Origin of the sequence: Collimonas sp. OK412 (assembly GCF_900112135.1) — a bacterium.
Classification (GTDB): domain Bacteria; phylum Pseudomonadota; class Gammaproteobacteria; order Burkholderiales; family Burkholderiaceae_D; genus Collimonas; species Collimonas rhizosphaerae.
Map to the genome: position 1 here is coordinate 41,085 of NZ_FOLC01000019.1, position 15,856 is coordinate 56,940.

14 protein-coding genes are annotated in these 15,856 nt (G+C 54.8%); 7 read left to right on the forward strand and 7 right to left on the reverse strand.

What is annotated here, in order from left to right; genetic code table 11:
• The first annotated feature begins 288 nt into the window (after window positions 1–288).
• Window positions 289–1,521 (forward strand): NAD(P)/FAD-dependent oxidoreductase, encoded by a 1,233-nt coding sequence (locus BM062_RS18180; protein ID WP_092399413.1) that lies wholly within the window; start codon window positions 289–291, stop codon window positions 1,519–1,521.
• Between the two features lie 151 nt (window positions 1,522–1,672).
• Window positions 1,673–2,815, forward strand: coding sequence for a branched-chain amino acid ABC transporter substrate-binding protein (locus BM062_RS18185; RefSeq protein WP_092399520.1), 1,143 nt, complete (start codon window positions 1,673–1,675; stop codon window positions 2,813–2,815).
• A 25-nt stretch (window positions 2,816–2,840) separates the two neighbouring features.
• Here BM062_RS18185 and BM062_RS18190 read toward each other — a convergent pair whose 3' ends face one another.
• Entirely contained in the window at window positions 2,841–3,332 is a 492-nt protein-coding gene (locus BM062_RS18190) for an Lrp/AsnC family transcriptional regulator (RefSeq protein ID WP_092399415.1), read from the reverse strand.
• 136 nt (window positions 3,333–3,468) lie between these two features.
• On the opposite strand from BM062_RS18190, the gene BM062_RS18195 reads away from it, so the two are divergent.
• A complete protein-coding gene (locus BM062_RS18195; RefSeq protein WP_092399417.1) occupies window positions 3,469–4,104 on the forward strand; it encodes a LysE family translocator in 636 nt (211 codons plus the stop codon).
• Between the two features lie 66 nt (window positions 4,105–4,170).
• Here the strand turns inward: BM062_RS18195 and BM062_RS18200 are convergent, their stop codons facing one another.
• From BM062_RS18200 to BM062_RS18215, 4 genes are all read right to left on the reverse strand, one after another.
• A complete protein-coding gene (locus BM062_RS18200) occupies window positions 4,171–5,673 on the reverse strand; it encodes an arabinofuranosidase catalytic domain-containing protein (protein WP_092399419.1) in 1,503 nt (500 codons plus the stop codon).
• A gap of 220 nt (window positions 5,674–5,893) precedes the next feature.
• On the reverse strand, window positions 5,894–6,529 hold the full coding sequence (locus BM062_RS18205) for a hypothetical protein (protein WP_139220102.1): 636 nt from the start codon (window positions 6,527–6,529) through the stop codon (window positions 5,894–5,896).
• 615 nt (window positions 6,530–7,144) lie between these two features.
• Window positions 7,145–8,863 (reverse strand): malate dehydrogenase (quinone), encoded by a 1,719-nt coding sequence (gene mqo / locus BM062_RS18210; RefSeq protein WP_092399423.1) that lies wholly within the window; start codon window positions 8,861–8,863, stop codon window positions 7,145–7,147.
• A gap of 297 nt (window positions 8,864–9,160) precedes the next feature.
• Complete coding sequence (locus tag BM062_RS18215) at window positions 9,161–10,543, reverse strand: aminotransferase-like domain-containing protein (RefSeq protein ID WP_092399522.1); 1,383 nt, start codon at window positions 10,541–10,543, stop codon at window positions 9,161–9,163.
• A gap of 299 nt (window positions 10,544–10,842) precedes the next feature.
• Between BM062_RS18215 and BM062_RS18225 the strand changes: the two genes are divergently transcribed.
• Both BM062_RS18225 and BM062_RS26260 read left to right on the forward strand, forming a co-directional pair.
• Window positions 10,843–11,076, forward strand: a complete 234-nt coding sequence (locus tag BM062_RS18225) for a hypothetical protein (protein ID WP_092399427.1) — start codon at window positions 10,843–10,845, stop codon at window positions 11,074–11,076.
• Window positions 11,076–11,321, forward strand: a complete 246-nt coding sequence (locus tag BM062_RS26260) for an ATP-binding protein (protein WP_371326609.1) — start codon at window positions 11,076–11,078, stop codon at window positions 11,319–11,321. Before BM062_RS18225 ends, BM062_RS26260 begins: the two co-directional genes overlap by 1 nt.
• A gap of 75 nt (window positions 11,322–11,396) precedes the next feature.
• Here BM062_RS26260 and BM062_RS18235 read toward each other — a convergent pair whose 3' ends face one another.
• Complete coding sequence (locus tag BM062_RS18235; RefSeq protein WP_092399431.1) at window positions 11,397–12,986, reverse strand: MFS transporter; 1,590 nt, start codon at window positions 12,984–12,986, stop codon at window positions 11,397–11,399.
• A 298-nt stretch (window positions 12,987–13,284) separates the two neighbouring features.
• The gene (locus BM062_RS18240; protein WP_139220103.1) at window positions 13,285–13,869 is read right to left on the reverse strand and encodes a hypothetical protein; all 585 of its coding nucleotides are present in this window, start codon (window positions 13,867–13,869) and stop codon (window positions 13,285–13,287) included.
• 74 nt (window positions 13,870–13,943) lie between these two features.
• Here BM062_RS18240 and BM062_RS18245 point away from each other — a divergent pair, with 74 nt between their 5' ends.
• Both BM062_RS18245 and BM062_RS18255 read left to right on the forward strand, forming a co-directional pair.
• Window positions 13,944–14,222: a hypothetical protein gene (locus BM062_RS18245; protein ID WP_254785145.1), complete on the forward strand. Its 279-nt coding sequence runs from the start codon at window positions 13,944–13,946 to the stop codon at window positions 14,220–14,222.
• Between the two features lie 485 nt (window positions 14,223–14,707).
• Window positions 14,708–15,856 (forward strand): AAA family ATPase, encoded by a 1,149-nt coding sequence (locus BM062_RS18255; protein ID WP_092399437.1) that lies wholly within the window; start codon window positions 14,708–14,710, stop codon window positions 15,854–15,856.

Sequence of the window (15,856 nt, forward strand, 5' to 3'; positions counted from 1 at the left end):
ATACAAAAATAATTTGAATCGTGCAAACACGGGCATTGTAACCCAGTCTTGTGTTTCTGATTATCGACAACATTGCTAGAAGATAAGAGTTTGTGGCCGCTAGAAGGGAAGGATAAAAATATCTTGTACCCATACAAAACTTATGTAAATATATGAATTGTAAATTTTGTGTGGACACTAAAATTATTTGTATTGCCATCTAAAGTAAAAGAGCACACCCGGTGCGGACGGTCTGCAGCGGAAAGCTCGGCGTACTTGGACATTCCTTTATCTACGGGCGGACCGGTCATGGCAAATGTGGCAGTTCTCGGCGCTGGTTTTGTTGGCCTGTCGGCAGCGTATTGGCTGATGCGGGACGGTCATCAGGTCACCGTGTACGATCCGGCCGGCGTCGCCGGCGGCGCTTCGTATGGGAACGCGGGCACCTTTGCCAACTATGCGTGCATCCCGGTAAATAATCCGTCGGTGTTCCGGGATCTTCCCCGTTTCTTGCTATCTTCGGACAGCCCGTTTCGCCTGCGCTGGGGTTACCTGCCGCAATTGGCGCCGTGGCTGGCGCGGTTCCTGTGGAACTCGACGGAACGGCGCTATGCTGCTTCCGCCGGCGCGCTGTCGGTGCTGCTGAGCCGTGCGCATGACGGCTATCGTGAAATGATCGAACAGGCAAACCTGGCGCAGTTCATCCGTCCCAGCGAGTGCCTGTATCTGTATTCGGGGGCGGCGGCCTTCCGTGCATCCGAGCCGGCGTTAACCTTGCGGCGCTCGCTTGGCGTCGATTTCAGCATTGTCAGCCGCGAGCAGGTCCAGCGAATGGAACCGCAATTGAGTCCTCTTTTCGACCGCGGCGTCCTGTTTTCCGGTTCCTGGTTTTTGTCTGACCCGGAGGCCTTTCTGAAAAAACTGGAAACCTGGTTAAGCCAATCAGGTTTGCGCATGGAGACCCATGCCGTAAATACCATCAAGCCGCAACCGAATGGCGTGCTGCTGGAAACCGACGCAGGCAGCGCGGCCTATGACTACGTCGCGGTCTGCGCCGGCGCGCACTCGCGCCCCTTCGCCATGCAGTGCGGCGACCGCATTCCTCTAGACACTGAACGCGGCTACCACATCACGTATCCCGGCACCGCCAATCTCATCTCGCGCCCGGTCGGCTGGGCGGAGCGGGGGTTCTACATGACACCGATGGAAAAAGGCATCCGCGTGGCCGGCACGGTCGAACTGGCCGGCCTGAACCCGCGCAAACACCAAGGGCTGCTGGAATTGCTGCGATTTTCATCGCAGCGCGCCTTGCCGGCGTTGACCGCACCCAGCGAATCCTGGCTGGGCTTCCGGCCGACATTGCCGGACGGCCTTCCAGTGATGGGCCGATCGCGCGCATCGGCACGCGTGATTTATGCGTTCGGCCACCAGCATATCGGCCTGACCTTGGGCGGCCTGAGCGGCGCCGTGGTTGCAGACCTGGTCGCCGGCCGGACTTCGCCGTTCAGCCTGGCGCCGTATGCAGGGGATCGTTTTTACTGAAAGCAGGAAATGCAGGTCGGCAGGGCGGCAGGTCGGCAGGGCGGCAGGGCGGCAGGGCAGTAGGGGCGCAAAAAAATACAGATCCGGATTCGGGAAGTCGCGCGGCAGGAATGGGATTTGTGTTCTCTCAAACATCAACTTGGAGATGGTCATGAACAAAATATCTTTTCAACTGGCCCTGGCAGGCTTTGGCGTGACAGCGGCGCTCATGCCGGCATGGTGTTTTGGCGCCGGGGAGCAAATCGTCAAAATCGGCCTGACCAGTCCCTTATCGGGAGCGCAAGCGGCGATCGGAAAGGACAACCAGAACGGCGCACAAATGGCGATTGATCAGCTCAACCAGCAGGGACTGGTGATTGGCGGTTCGAAAATCAAGTTCCAGCTGCTCAACGAAGACGACCAGGCCGATCCGAAAATCGGCGTGCAGGTGGCGCAGAAACTGGTTGATGAAGGCGTCAAGGCAGTGATAGGGCCGTACAACTCAGGGGTCGCGATGCCTGCCTCCAAGGTATACAACGATGCGCAGATCGTGCTCGCGGTGATCGCTTCCAATCCGAAAATAACCACGCAAGGCTATCCCTACGTGTTCAGGGTTACGCCCAGCGACAATGCGCTGGGCGGCACGATGGGCATCTACGCAGCAAAGGAAATAGCCCTGAAAAGAGTCGCGGTGATCGATGACCGCAGCGCCTACGGCGTCGGCGTCGCGGATGAATTCATCAAAAAAGCCAAGGCCAACGGCATTGAAATTATCGGACGCGACTACACCAACGACAAGGCCACCGATTTCAACGCCATCATTACTTCCATCAAGAGCAAGAAACCCGACGGCATTTTCTATGGCGGCATGTACAGCCAAGGTTCCGGGATGAAGCGCCAGATGAAGCAGCTGGGGATGAATGTTTACCTGATGGGCGGCGACGGCATCTGCAACGCCGAGATGGGGAAACTCGGCGGCGACGCGGTTGATGAAAAAGTCTTGTGTACGGTCGGCGGCATCATCCTTGACCAGAATCCGCTCGGCAAAGACTTTTCTGCACGCTATGAGAAACGCTTCCAGCTGAAGCCGTTGATGTATTCAATATCCTTCTATGACGGGGTAATGGTGGTTGCCGAGGCAATGAAGAAAGCCGATTCGGTGGATCCGAAAAAATTTGCTCCGGCGATGGCGACCGTCAGTTATAAAGGCATTGCGGGTTCTTACGAATTCGACCAAAACAGGGATCTGAAGAATTCCCCGGTGACTGTCTATCGTTTCACCAAAAGCGTGCCTGTGCCGGTGAAGACTTATTGATGCTTGCCAATCGGTCCTTGAAAATTTACTGTACCGCCTGAGGCAGATGCCCGAGGGGCATGGTCATCTGCGCCTTGACCGTGGCAATGGCGAAATTGCTGCGAATGTCGCTGACACCCGGCAGCTTGAGCAACGTGCCTAACAAGAAATTCTCGTAGGCCCGCAAGTCCGGAACCACGACCTGCAACAGGAAGTCGGATTCGCCGGAAACCAGGTGGCAGGACACGACCTCCGTCAACAGAGCCACCGCGTTGCGAAAGGAGGTCGATGTCTCCTCATGGTGGCGCTCGACCTTCACCCCGACAAACACCGTCAGCCCCAAGCCAATGCCGGTCCGATCCAGATCCGCGTGGTAACCACGGATGACGCCGGCCTCTTCAAGCAGGCGCACCCGGCGCAGACACGGGGACGGCGACAAGCCCACTTCTTCCGCGAGTTGCACATTGGTCAGGCGGGCATCGCGCTGTAGCGCGGCCAGGATGCGCCGGTCAAGATTGTCCAACTTCATATTTGGCATGAAATGAATTTTTATATGATATGAATGGCATTCTGTGCCAATTATAGAACATTTGGCGATCCGATTCGCAACGTGAACCCTACGGTATGCAGTTATGCTATCAGGCTCGTAACTATCTATTCAGAAGGCTTCAGGCATGGCGAATCTTGGGATGTTTATTGGCGCACTGGTTGCGGTTTATCTGGTTCCCGGGCCTGACATGGTGCTGGTCCTGCAGACCTCCAGTGCGCAGGGACGCTGGCATGCGTTGGCGACTGCGGCAGGCCTGGGCTTGGCGCGGGCCGCTCACGTCACTTTGGCGGCCGTCGGCCTGGCGACGCTCTTGCGAACCGTGCCTTGGGCCTTCGAGGTGGTGAGAATGGTCGGCGTGGCGTATCTGGTCTGGCTCGGGATCAAACTGGTGCGAGCCTCGTCCCTTGTACCCGAAACCTCCGCGGCGACGTCCGCTGTCTCAGCGCAGGCCTACCGTACTGCTGCCTGGCGCGGCCTGTTGACCAACATTACCAATCCCAAGGCGTTACTGTTCTGTTCGGTGCTGTTGCCGCAGTTCGTGCATGCAGACGCCGGCAACGTCGCTGGCCAGTTCTTGCTGTTGGGCGTGTTACTCGTGGCAATCGGCTTGCTGTTCGACGTTCTGTACGCGATGGCAGGTGCGGCCCTCGGCTATTGGATAGAAAGGCGTCCTGTAGTCCAAACCGTACAGCGCTGGACATTCGCTGTACTGCTGATCGGCTTTGGCGCCCGGCTGGCCGTTGCGGGCCAGCCGGGGTGAGGCCCGTTATTTGTGCAAGCGCTCTGATGTAATAATGTTGGCGCAAAAATCCATCTAACTCATTGGTTATTGCAGCCGCCATTGTTGGCAAGCATTATTGAGCCAATCCCATTGCTGGATATTGGTCGTGTCGGCCGTGCCACAGTTGGAAACATCCAACACCTTTCCGCTATTGCGCGAGGTCAAGCGGAACCAGGGAGCGGTGGTCGTTGTTACCTGCCATTGCTGACTGGCGCTACTGCTGCAGGTATTTTGGATCACGTTGCCGCCATTGGCTGTGGAAGATCCGCTGACATCCAGGCACATGCCGCTGTGCTCGCTATAAATACTGGAGTATCCGTTGCCCAAGTCCACCATTTGCCAATTCTGCCAAGCAAACCCATTGCACGTGTAGAGGTCGACATTGCTACCCGCACTGGTATTGGGTTGCTGAACGTCCACGCACTTGCTGCTGTTTTGGTTGACGAGTTTTTTATAAGAACTCAGGGCATTTCCGCTGTAACCCGCTGCAACGATATTGACCTGCACGGCGTTTTCGGTTGCATCAGAAGGCTTGCCTGTTGTCATTGCGCCTTCATAGAAATTACCGATTGCCACCTTGCTGTTGTCGCCGCCAATACCCAAAATAATGGCACCTTCTTTGTGGAAAGGCACATATCCTGACGTAGTAGGCAGCGGCCCCGCATAATCGGTTTTTAACGCGCCAGTTTGGGCATCGCCATCCCTGATGGAATATGTCGTGGCGTCTTGTTTAATCATGGCCGTGACAAAAGTGGTATTGCGGCCAGTATTATTCGTATTGCTTCCGTTGCCGCCCAGGAATAGACCATTCTCAAGGTCTGCCATGACCCAGGGGCCAGATCCGGTACATGCGAACCAGCACAGAGTGCCAAAGTAGACCGCATTCATGTGTCCATTGCCAGTATCAAGGTTATTTGTCTCGGCATTGCCATAATCAAAGCAGCAACCATTATTCACATGGGTAGCGCTGGTAACCATGTATACGCCTTCTGATGCGCTGCCGGTTGCAATGCCTGTGGTGTTGTTACGCCGATACCCGACGCCCGCGGAGATATAGACCGCATACGCGGACTTTCCGCCAATCGTCACCTTCAATGCGGTGGCACTGCCTGTGATGTCTGCGCTACCGTTCCCCCCGGCCGGCGCAACAGTCAAGTGATTTCCATTTGCGGTCTGGTCATAGATCGTTTCAATGGTACATACAGAGCCTGCACAGAAAGTATCTTGTGCAGCAGCATTGGCAATACCACCGGCTGTTAAAGTGCCAATATCCATGGTGGCGCCATTAGATGCGCGCTTGACCTGATACAGCTTTCCGTTATACGCCCCAAACAAGGCTCGCACTGTGCTGTGGGCTGCAGAGCACGGCGTACCTCCCGCAGCGTAAATATCACAAGTACTTGTGGCGGCCGAAGCCTTTGGCAACAAACCCACGCTGAAAAATACGATAAGCGCCAAAAGCACTAAAAAGCGATTTATTGTACTTACGGCATGCCAACTCAACGGGCGGTGCCCATTCAACCCCAACTGCACGCAATGATTTTTCATTTAGTCTCCATAGTTATTTATTTTGATACCATGTCTCTCGACACTCCATTCCACCTGCCATTACTTCTCAACCCGTAAAATCCATTGCGGCAAAAACGTATTGTGTTAAGTGCCTGATAATGTGAACCTCAATGAAGTGAGCCGATGCCGGCAAATCCGCCACACCCCGGCTTGAGCGGACCGCGTCAGCTTGGTCTCCGGTGAGCGAAATCCCCTTGGGTCATACACCATCGGCGGAAGCCGGGGAGGGCCGAGAAATCTGTTTCCCCGCTTCTATTCCGCCACTGATCGACCTGCGCGAGATCCGGGCTTCTGCGTGGTCAAGCGCATCTAAATATTCACCGGTAGCGGTTTTTTTCCGGCTCTGCACCAGATTCGACAAATCGGTGCTTGCCTGGCTGTCGCCATGCTCTGCTAGCGTTTCGAGCTGCCTGACCAGATTTGCCGCGTCGGCGTTGATCTTGGTGCATTCAGACGATGCCGCATTCGGTTGCTGGGTTCCCTGGCATGGCCATACCAGATCTAGCTTGGCGCGCAAGATCTTCGCGTCTCCATCCGCGGTAGCGACCAACGGTTCCGGATCATTCAAACAGTTCGAAGCGCCTCGCCCGTATGGGTTGCTCAGCACCATGTCGGCGCAACGCAGGTTGCCTTGTGCCGCAGCATCTGACGAATCCGCCAATGCCTGGAACTTGGCATCGGGCGGCGGCAATGGCATGGTGCCGCCCGACTGCCGGGCGCTTATCAGCGTGAGCACGGCGCTGTGTGGTTGATCAGCGCCTATCAGCAGGTAACAGCACAGGCACGCCGCGGCAATCATGCAGCATCCCGGGAATACTTTTTGAGCAACAGACATTTCTTCTTTTCCTTCTTTGCTGAGCTTCCAGTGACCACCTACGCCGAACAATTAGCGCTGGAGAGGGCATTCAGTTCGGGCGCCAGGTTCAACTTCCACACAAGCCCGACTATCGCCGTCGCTCAAATTGATTGCTCCTGGCCAATATTAGCAATCATCATTTCAGGAAGCCAATCACATGTTGCATCGGATTGATATCAATTTTCTTATTGGTGGTGTCTTCTGTGATCCTTGGTTCGTCCGGGGTGGGGCTACCAGGCGATGCCCGCAGGATCAGTCACTGCACGGGGCGAGGGGCGATGGAGCGGTTCAGCGTTGAAATACTGAACCCTTAGGAGCTTGAACCGGGCGTCTTGACCTCGGGCGGAATGGAACCCAGTGACCCACGCGGCATGTTCCTGCCGACCTTCAGATATCTTGCGGTTGAACTCGGGAACATGTTTGCGGATGGCCGGAGGTACAGCGTTTCAACATATGGCATTATCGGGAAGTGGCCAGGCTAAAAAAAACTCCTGCTCATGGCAGGAGTCGAGAAGCGCGAGGTGCTGGATTTGCTTGCTTGCTGCAGGTTGGATAGGGAGTAAGTGGATGTCGCTTACACTGAGCTTCGCAGCACTATAGCGCGATATCTGGCACTTTTTTCACTTGTCCAGGGTGCTCGATGGGAGCGGCCCCTTGAACGAAGCCCTCCAAACTTGGCGATGCGATAGTCAATTGCAAAGTTTCAGCGGTGCTTGCCCATGTCGTCGCAAGCAACTGCGGGTTCTCATTGAGCTTTTGTCCATAAGTGGGAACGATCTCGCGAATTTTTTTCTGCCAGGCAGGTGTCTTCATCCGATCGGGGAAAACTTTCTCCAGCAGTGACAGCATGATCGCTGGCGAGGTAGAGCCACCAGGTGACGCGCCCAGCAATGCAGACACGGAGCGATCTTCGGAAACCACGACTTCGGTACCCAGCTTCAATACGCCGCCCTTGTCGGGGATGTTCTTGATGATCTGCACACGCTGACCGGCTTGCCACAAACGCCAGTCTTCGTCCTTTGCCTCAGGCATGTAGCGGCGCAGCGCCGCCATCTTGTCTTCCCTGGACAGCTCCAATTGCTGCGCGAGATATTTGACGAGTGCAAACTCATGGGCGCCGACTTGAAGTTGCGGAATGATATTGGAGGGCGTGGTTGCCTTCGCGATATCGAAATACGATCCGTTCTTGAGGAATTTGGTGGACCAGGTGGCGAACGGCCCGAACAGCAGCACGGTTTTACCATCCAGCACTCGGGTATCCAGATGCGGCACCGACATCGGTGGCGAACCCGTATCCGCCAGGCCGTAGACCTTGGCCAGATGGCGCGAGGTAATGGCGGGATTATCCGTGACCAGGAATTCGCCGCCTACCGGGAAACCGCCATACTGCTTCGCTTCAGGAATGCCCGACAACTGCAGCAGCGGCAATGCGGCGCCACCGGCGCCGATGAAGATGTGGCGTGCATCAACGGTCTGAATCTTGGAACTATTCTTGATGTCGAAAGCCGATACACGCCAGGAGCCATCCTCATTGCGGGTGATCGAGCGTACCTCATATCCGGTGGTGATCTTGCTGCCCGCATTGCTGCTGAGATGCTTGTAGAACTGGCGGGTAATCGAGCCTAGGTTGACATCGGTGCCGAGCGGCGAACGGGTGGCGGTGACCATCTCGTCCGGCTTGCGGCCTTCCACCATGATCGGAATCCATTCAGCAATCTTGGTCGGATCCGTCGTCATTTCCATGCCAGCGAACAGCGGCGATGCCTTCAAGGCCGCGACGCGTTTGCGAATGAATTCACGGTTCTCCGGACCAAAGACCAAATTCATGTGCGGTGTCGAATTGATGAATTCGCGCGGATTGCCCAGAACGCCCTTGCGCACCTGATGCGACCAGAATTGGCGCGAGATCTGGAAGTTCTCGTTGATGCCGATCGCCTGGGTAATATGCACTTCACCCTTGTCGTCCATCGGGGTGTAGTTCAGTTCGCAGAGCGCCGAGTGGCCGGTGCCCGCGTTGTTCCAGCCATTCGAACTTTCTTCCGCCACTTTGTCCAGGCGCTCGAACACTTCATAGGTCCAGCCAGGCTCCAGCTCGGACAGATAGACACCGAGCGTCGCACTCATGATGCCGCCGCCGATCAGCAGCACGTCCACCGTGCGATCCGCCTTGGCGGCACGGAATTGGCCACCGAACAGGACCGAGTAGCCGCCCCATACGGCTGCGGCGCCAACGGCAGCGCCAATAAATTTACGTCGGGAGAAGCGCTTGCCTTTGGCGTTTACTACCGTATTCTTGTTATTTGTTTGACTCATGGAAATTTTTCGTCGTAAGTAATATTGAAAGCGATAGGCACCCTCAATCAAAAACGGTGCCGGATACCGAAAAAACCTCATTCAATCGAGGAACAGGTGCGCAATTATGCTTGATTTGCAAGCTCATCACAAAACAAACAATTCCAATCACATTGATCGGATGTGAACTTAACGTAGCTTTCTTCCAGTCTGTTTACTTTCGCGCGTGATCTCACGATAAATAAACACTGAGGCGGCAAACCAAAGTGCGACCGCATTGAGAGAACTCCCGGATGAAGCACAGTGTTTCCTGGACAGTTAAACCACAGCGGCGCTGAACGACTCGGGCCGCCGCGCAAGCAGATGAGACAGTCGTTGAAGACCCGCCTGTAAGCGTCCACGGTCCTTGATGCTACCCAAAGAGATCCGAATTGCATTCACTGATCCGCTGCCAGTTGCGAATGCCTCCGCCGGCGTGACTGCGATGCCCTCGCTGCCGGCTGCACGCGCAAGCTGTGAAGAGTTCCAATACGCCGGCAACTCGAGCCATACATGCAGGCCGTCTCCGGCGCCGCTGTACCGCCCCGCCAGAATATCCCGAGCCATCCGGTGGCGCAGGCGCGCCTCGTTGCGTACGCCTTCCATCAGTCCGTCAGCCGAACCGTCGAGGATCCACTGAGTGGCCAGTGCGGCCGTCAGAGGAGCGACCATCAGCGCAAATGATCTTAGCGAGACCAGGAAACGTTCACGTTCGTGCGGGGCGCGTATTAGCACGAAGGCGACACGCAAGCCGGGCGTCAGGCATTTCGACAGGGTTGAGATGTAGTACACCTGTTCCGGGGCAAACGTGGCAATAGGTGGTGGCGGGGCATCGGCAAGGAGCCAGTAGGGATCGTCCTCGACGATGCGTACATTGCAGCGCTTCGCGATGCTGGCGAGCTCCTTGCGCCGGCGTTCCGGAATAGTGATGGCGGTCGGGTTCTGTAATGTCGGATTGAGGTAGACCAGTCCAGGCTTATGCCGGCGGCACGCTTCCTCAAGCATCTCAGGCACCATCCCGTGCTTGTCCGCTTCCACCGCAATGATGTGCCGGCCGAATTGGGTCGCTGCGGCACGCAAGCCGGGATAACTCGTTGGTTCTGCCAGGATGACATCGCCAGGCTCCGTCAGCGCAAGGATCAATGCGGCGATCGCCGCTTGCGCACCCGGACAGACAACAACCTGTCGAGAATCCAGATGTCCAAACATCGGTTCGAGCCATTTGGCTCCAGCCTTACGGTCGGAGTCGCTTCCCCCGGCCAAGTGGTAAGTCATCAGCAATTCATTATCTGCCCTCATCAGTACTTGAGACAAACCTTGTTTCAACATGTCGTCGAAGTCCACGCCATCCGGCGGTGGCGGGGTATTCATGCTCAGGTCGAGGATCGAGGTCAATTCGGCTTTCGGCGCCGCGACATAAGTGCCTCGAGCGCCGCGGCCCTCCAACAAGTTGCGGCGTCTGGCTTCGTCGTATGCGCGCGTGATCGTCGTCAGGTCGACGTCCAGCTGTGCTGCCAACTGGCGCTGCGGAGGTAGACGGTCACCCGGTTTCAGCGATCCTTCTGCCACCGCCGCCTGCAACGCATCCGCAATCTGCAAAAAACGTGGCCCGCCGTGCACGGCCAATCGCGGCAACCAGATTGGCAAATTTTCATCTTGCATGTTTTTCAACTGGGACATTTTGTCTCAATGTATGGAAATTGCTTTCAAGTAGTATGCCTCAGGACGTGCAGCAACATCATCCTTGCATGGCAGTCGTTGACGTTTTCTCCTTTCTCATCTGCATTCGGTAAATCACTCCGCTGGATGCCATTCTTATTTCATAGGTAGATGTAATGAAAGATTCAAGCAGGATGCCTGAGGAGGATGGTTTGAACAAAAAATGAAGCTGCTGAAGCAGCGTTTTAAGGTAGTGCTCCTCACGATAGATAGTGTCAAGTAATAGCCTGGAAATACGCAAAATGATGGATTGGATCCCTATAGCCTTAGTTACGTTCAAGGTTCTCGTGCTCGGCACGGGCATGTTCTTCGCCATCAAGTGGCATTACGATCAAGGGAAGAAGGGGAAGGAGAAGCGCGCGGTGCTACGCGCGGGCGGCAAGGTGGCCGCAGTCTTCGTGCTATCGCTCCTGGGCCTGGGGCTCGCCACCTTCGTCCTTGCCAGGATGCTCGGTTTGGACTTGACCTTCCCATGATGGCAAAGAATAGTCGGCCGATATCCAGTGATGCGGCAGCAATTCCCCGATGCGGCTATTGGGCAGTGTCGGCAGGCGGGTCACATAGCAATTTAGGTGAAAAAAACTCTACCGTGGCAGATGCTATTTTGGATCGTTTAGCTAGTGAGACGCATCGAGTTGAACTAAAGGGAGAGTCGATGCGGAAACAACGAAACAAAAAAAACAATGACCGACTAAATTTGAAAAAGAGTTTCAACTTCTGACTCTGTTCGCACAATATCTTTCATATAATTCAATACGCTTAATCTGGCTGGTTATTCTGCGTCTTTAGTTATGATTCAAGATTTTTTGTTTTCTTGAGAATGGGCGCTAATTAAGACCCGAGCGCTTAGAGCACTCCCCAACGCTAACAATGCGGAGAGCAGCATCACCCATCGGAAGCCGGATACATACGATTGGCTGATTGCGCTTTTCAGGAGCGCTTTCTCCCGTTTGCTTGCTTCTTCTGGGAACTCGATTGCAGCAAGTTTTGCACGCTGCATCTGTATCGCGTGTAAGGTTTCCGGGGCAATATTCAAGTTCTTGAGATGCCGGTCCAGGCTAACATTGAACGCCAGGTTCATCACAATTCCGAAAATCGCAATGGCGAGGAGGGCGGCCGTACGCGAAACGGCGTTGTTGACGCCTGATGCCGCGCCGGCAAGGCTCTGGTCGACCGCATTCATGACCGTCGTGGTTAGCGGCGCGACACTGATCGACATGCCGAATCCCAATATCAGCACCGCTGGGAAATAATTTGCCCAGTAACTGCCGCCGACGCCGGGAATGGCGAACCAGGCAAAGCCGATCGCCGCAATCATCGGGCCAATCACCAGCGGTCTCTTGGCGCCGTATCGGTCAACCAGTCCGCCGCTCCACCTTGACAGGGAAAACATCAGTAGCACGAATGGCAGCAACGAAGCGCCAGCGGCGACCGCGGAATATCCTTGCACCAGGATCAGGTTAATCGGAAGAAAATACAGGCCGCCGCCAAGCGCCGCATATAGCATGAGCGTCAGCAAGTTGGCTCCGCTAAAATTGCGGGAGTGGAATAAGCCGAGCGGCAGCATAGGGGCTGGATGCCGTAACTCGACGCCGATGAAAATGGCGATCATCAGCGCAGCCAAAACCAGCGTAACAATCACCGTAACGTCGCCCCATCCTTTGTTCGACGATTCAATCAAGCCATAGACCAGGCATCCCAGTCCGATGCTGGCCAGTGCAGCGCCGGTCCAGTCGAGGCTGCCTGAGGCGCGCTGGTCGCGGCTTTCCGGTACATATCTGAACGTGAGGAACACGACCAGCAAGGCGAGCGGAACGTTGATCAGGAATGCCAGGCGCCATGAAACATGCTCAATCAGAAATCCGCCGACCACCGGTCCAATCGCGGCGGTGATGGCGGTGTAACCGGACCAGGTACCGATCGCCTTGCCACGCTCGTCTTCGGGAAACGAAGCACTGATAAGCGCCAGGCTGCCTGGGACCAGCAAGGCGCCGCCGATTCCCTGCACCGCTCGGGCGAAAATCAATTGCATGACGCTGCCAGTCACCCCACACCAGATGGACGCTACAGCAAATAGCGCGACGCCAAGGGCAAACACGCGCCGCCGCCCGAAGCGGTCGCCTGCGGCGCCGCCAACCAACAGCAGCGCCGCCAGGAATAGGGCGTAGGATTCAACTACCCACTGCACATCCGATGCGCTGGCGCCGAATGCGCGTTGCAAGGCGGGAAGGGCTACGTTGACCACGGTGCCATCGATAAACACCATGCTTGAGGCGAGTATCGTGGCCGCCAGCACCCACGGGCGCGCGCTGAGTTTGCACAATGAATCTGCCGCCGCGTCGGCAACGGCGCCCTCGTCGCGAGGGCGGGCAGGCGATACAGTCATTGATATCACTCCCGCATGAGCTGGTGTGTTCCAAGCATAGCCTAAATTGTTATTTATGCCGGGTGCAATATCGACAATTGCTTGGTCCGGTCGGTCAGCCCGTTCACGGTGCAAAGCACGCGCGTGGCATCGTTCATCGAATAGGCGGGGAACTCTGGGAAACAACTCTGGGAAACGATGGTTGGTTCTACGGAGAGCGAACCAAAATTGGCAAATTAGTGCGTAGCACTAACTGAATAGGTTGTTCTGCTGGAGTGGCGAAGCACACGGAAGACAGGCAGTGGCAGCTGTCTTTGACTTAACAGCCAAGTCGATACATTCTGTTTCTGACATCTAGCCTACGAATTCGAAGCTGCTCTTGCGACCAGCTCGATTGTCCGATGTTGGATCCTGCGTCGATGGATTTGATTTCTTCAGCCAAGTAGTAGCACTGGCCTTGCGTGTTGCTGGTCGTTGCCGGTTTCGACTCACTAGCCATTGTGACTATTCCAGGGCGCTGTATGTCTTCTCTGATCCGTGCGCGTGTGTCTGCAATGGTTTGTTGGTCTGGGCTGACGAACCCGCCGCTTGTTTCCTTGATGACTATGGCCGTCTGTTGTTCCGCGCCGGCGCATTTCTTATCCGAGTAGGTGGTTTTTCCACCTGATTGACATTTGATTATTCCCGTTGGTTGTTCTGTCGCTGGTTTGCTTTCCATGCTGGCGATATAGCTTCGGTTCTTCATGTCTTTGATGGCAGGGGGCGACGTACGAACGACGTTTTTTGTTTCAGCTTGGTTGATGCTATCCATTGTTGTTGGTCCGCTCATTAACCAGACGGCGCCACCGACAATTCCGACTGCTAGCATCAGACTAGTGGCTTTGATTATCAGGTCGTTGGCCATGTCGTTTCCCTTGTTTAAATATATTGCCATTTAAACATAGATTCCAACTTACAATCTTTCCATTTTGCACCGACATGCAACTGGAATTGTTTGAGCGTGAGCAGATCGGCCAGGCCGAGCTGGAGCGCATGATGAGCGAGATCCGCCATGCGTACTGGCATTTACGGAATTTGCGCAAGGTGAGTTGGAACAATGCACGCCGGCGTCGGGAGTATCGAAAAGTGGCTGTGCATAAAAAACGCCTGCTGATCGCAGGCGTGGATAAGAGGGAAATACTGGATTTGTTAGCTTGTTGCCGGCAGAAGTGCAGTGCTCGAAAACATCCGTTCAAGCCATGCAAGTACTGTCGATAGACGGCGTTTCCTTCGGATAGCATTGAACAAGTATCCCAAGTTAATTGTTCATTGGGCTCTAAGCCATTGTTTAAAAAGAAAAATTTACAACAACTTGCTGTTAGACGTTTATATTGAGTTGTTCATGAACGCAGCTCTTCCGTTCAGTGTCGATCTCGTGTTTTGGCACGCCGAGCTTATTCAGGCCAAATCGTGTGACCAATTCCTCGTGTAGCTGCCGGTGATGCTGCCACATCTGCTGGTCGTGCTTGGTCGGGACGAGGCCACGTGGCGTGCCTTCGTCACCGTACTGGGTCCTACCTGAACGTCGCAACAAATATTCCGTCTTCATACTCATTTAATTCAGTCTCTCTGGCCGTCCAATGAGCCAGTGTTGTCGTCGCCAGATAAAAGTTGCCCCTAATTTGCCGCGCTTTATTACTTGTGATCGCGGTAATTGTCCGCCAAAATGACAATCTTTCTACTATTTATATTCCAGGTCACGAATGCTGACTTCTTCTCAGTTCGCACCACTTGAGCATTCTCCCATTGGGGGCGTCACATTTCTGGTCGGCCAGAATGGCAGTGGCAAGAGCACTTGTTTGGCGGGCTTTGCTAAGCATGCACTGGCTTGTGGAAAAAATGTTCTCGCAATCTCAAACACAATTTATGATCGCTTTCCCCGCCGTAAAGGCTCATACAGCGAGTTGGCTACGCGGTTTGGCCGGGGCCTACCTGGTCACGTCATTAAGCATGCACTTTCCATTCAGCAGGAACGCTCTGAGCGAAACGCGGAACGCATCGCGAAAATTTTAGATTACCTGGGTTTTGAGATGCAGATCGGACTTTCGATCAAGTCTACCTCGGCCCGAAAGTCCGATTTGTACGAGCGATGGCCCGATCTTTCATCCGAGCAGTACGAGCGGATTGAGAGCTCCCTAAATTACATGCAAAGCCGAAGCAAGCATAGTGAGGACGGCATCCTATGGCTGGACGTATACGGCTTAGGACACGAGCGCAATAGTTTCGGTGTTCTTGATTTATTACGCTACGAAGGTGGCGCACGCAACCGTCAATATGCAGCGGTTTCGGTTCATCTGCGCAAGAGAGGCCAGACGCTTAATGTGACAGCAGCCAGTTCGGGCGAGCTGACGCTGCTGTCGATGTACATCTATTTAGCCACGCACATCACTGAAGGGGCTGTCATTCTCATTGATGAACCTGAAAATAGTTTACATCCTTCTTGGCAACACGAGTACTGCGTCCGTTTACTGGACATGTTCCACCTCTATCAACCCCAAATTGTAGTGGCCACACATTCGCCGATAATCGTAACTGGTGCGCAAGGGCATCGTCTAATGGTGGAAATTTTCCAAGTGCACGGAGATACACTTGAACATCGATCATCTGCGCACAGCATTGAAGAGACACTGTACGAAAGCTTCCAGACCTTACCACCAGCAAATCATTACCTAAGCGAGCGAGTGTCTGAAATGCTCGACGAATTAGGAAGAGGGCAACTAACAATAGGCGCGGTCCAAGACACTTTACGTGAGTTCAGCAAGCACTCCTATGACCCCTCTCAGCGGCGGTTTCTGGAGCGCATAGAACAGTTAGCTAAAAAGGTGGCGGCAGAGGCAAGGAGGAAGATTTAG

Bases quoted from the DNA above. Each gene is read 5' to 3' on its own strand.
- BM062_RS26260 (WP_371326609.1), top strand. From the start codon at position 11,076: ATGGCAAAGAATAGTCGGCCGATATCCAGTGATGCGGCAGCAATTCCC.
- BM062_RS18215 (WP_092399522.1), bottom strand. From the start codon at position 10,543: ATGCAAGATGAAAATTTGCCAATCTGGTTGCCGCGATTGGCCGTGCAC.
- BM062_RS18200 (WP_092399419.1), bottom strand. From the start codon at position 5,673: ATGAAAAATCATTGCGTGCAGTTGGGGTTGAATGGGCACCGCCCGTTG.
- BM062_RS18245 (WP_254785145.1), top strand. From the start codon at position 13,944: ATGCAACTGGAATTGTTTGAGCGTGAGCAGATCGGCCAGGCCGAGCTG.
- BM062_RS18185 (WP_092399520.1), top strand. From the start codon at position 1,673: ATGAACAAAATATCTTTTCAACTGGCCCTGGCAGGCTTTGGCGTGACA.
- BM062_RS18240 (WP_139220103.1), bottom strand. From the start codon at position 13,869: ATGGCCAACGACCTGATAATCAAAGCCACTAGTCTGATGCTAGCAGTC.
- BM062_RS18255 (WP_092399437.1), top strand. From the start codon at position 14,708: ATGCTGACTTCTTCTCAGTTCGCACCACTTGAGCATTCTCCCATTGGG.
- BM062_RS18225 (WP_092399427.1), top strand. From the start codon at position 10,843: ATGATGGATTGGATCCCTATAGCCTTAGTTACGTTCAAGGTTCTCGTG.
- mqo (WP_092399423.1), bottom strand. From the start codon at position 8,863: ATGAGTCAAACAAATAACAAGAATACGGTAGTAAACGCCAAAGGCAAG.
- BM062_RS18195 (WP_092399417.1), top strand. From the start codon at position 3,469: ATGGCGAATCTTGGGATGTTTATTGGCGCACTGGTTGCGGTTTATCTG.
- BM062_RS18205 (WP_139220102.1), bottom strand. From the start codon at position 6,529: ATGTCTGTTGCTCAAAAAGTATTCCCGGGATGCTGCATGATTGCCGCG.
- BM062_RS18190 (WP_092399415.1), bottom strand. From the start codon at position 3,332: ATGCCAAATATGAAGTTGGACAATCTTGACCGGCGCATCCTGGCCGCG.
- BM062_RS18180 (WP_092399413.1), top strand. From the start codon at position 289: ATGGCAAATGTGGCAGTTCTCGGCGCTGGTTTTGTTGGCCTGTCGGCA.
- BM062_RS18235 (WP_092399431.1), bottom strand. From the start codon at position 12,986: ATGACTGTATCGCCTGCCCGCCCTCGCGACGAGGGCGCCGTTGCCGAC.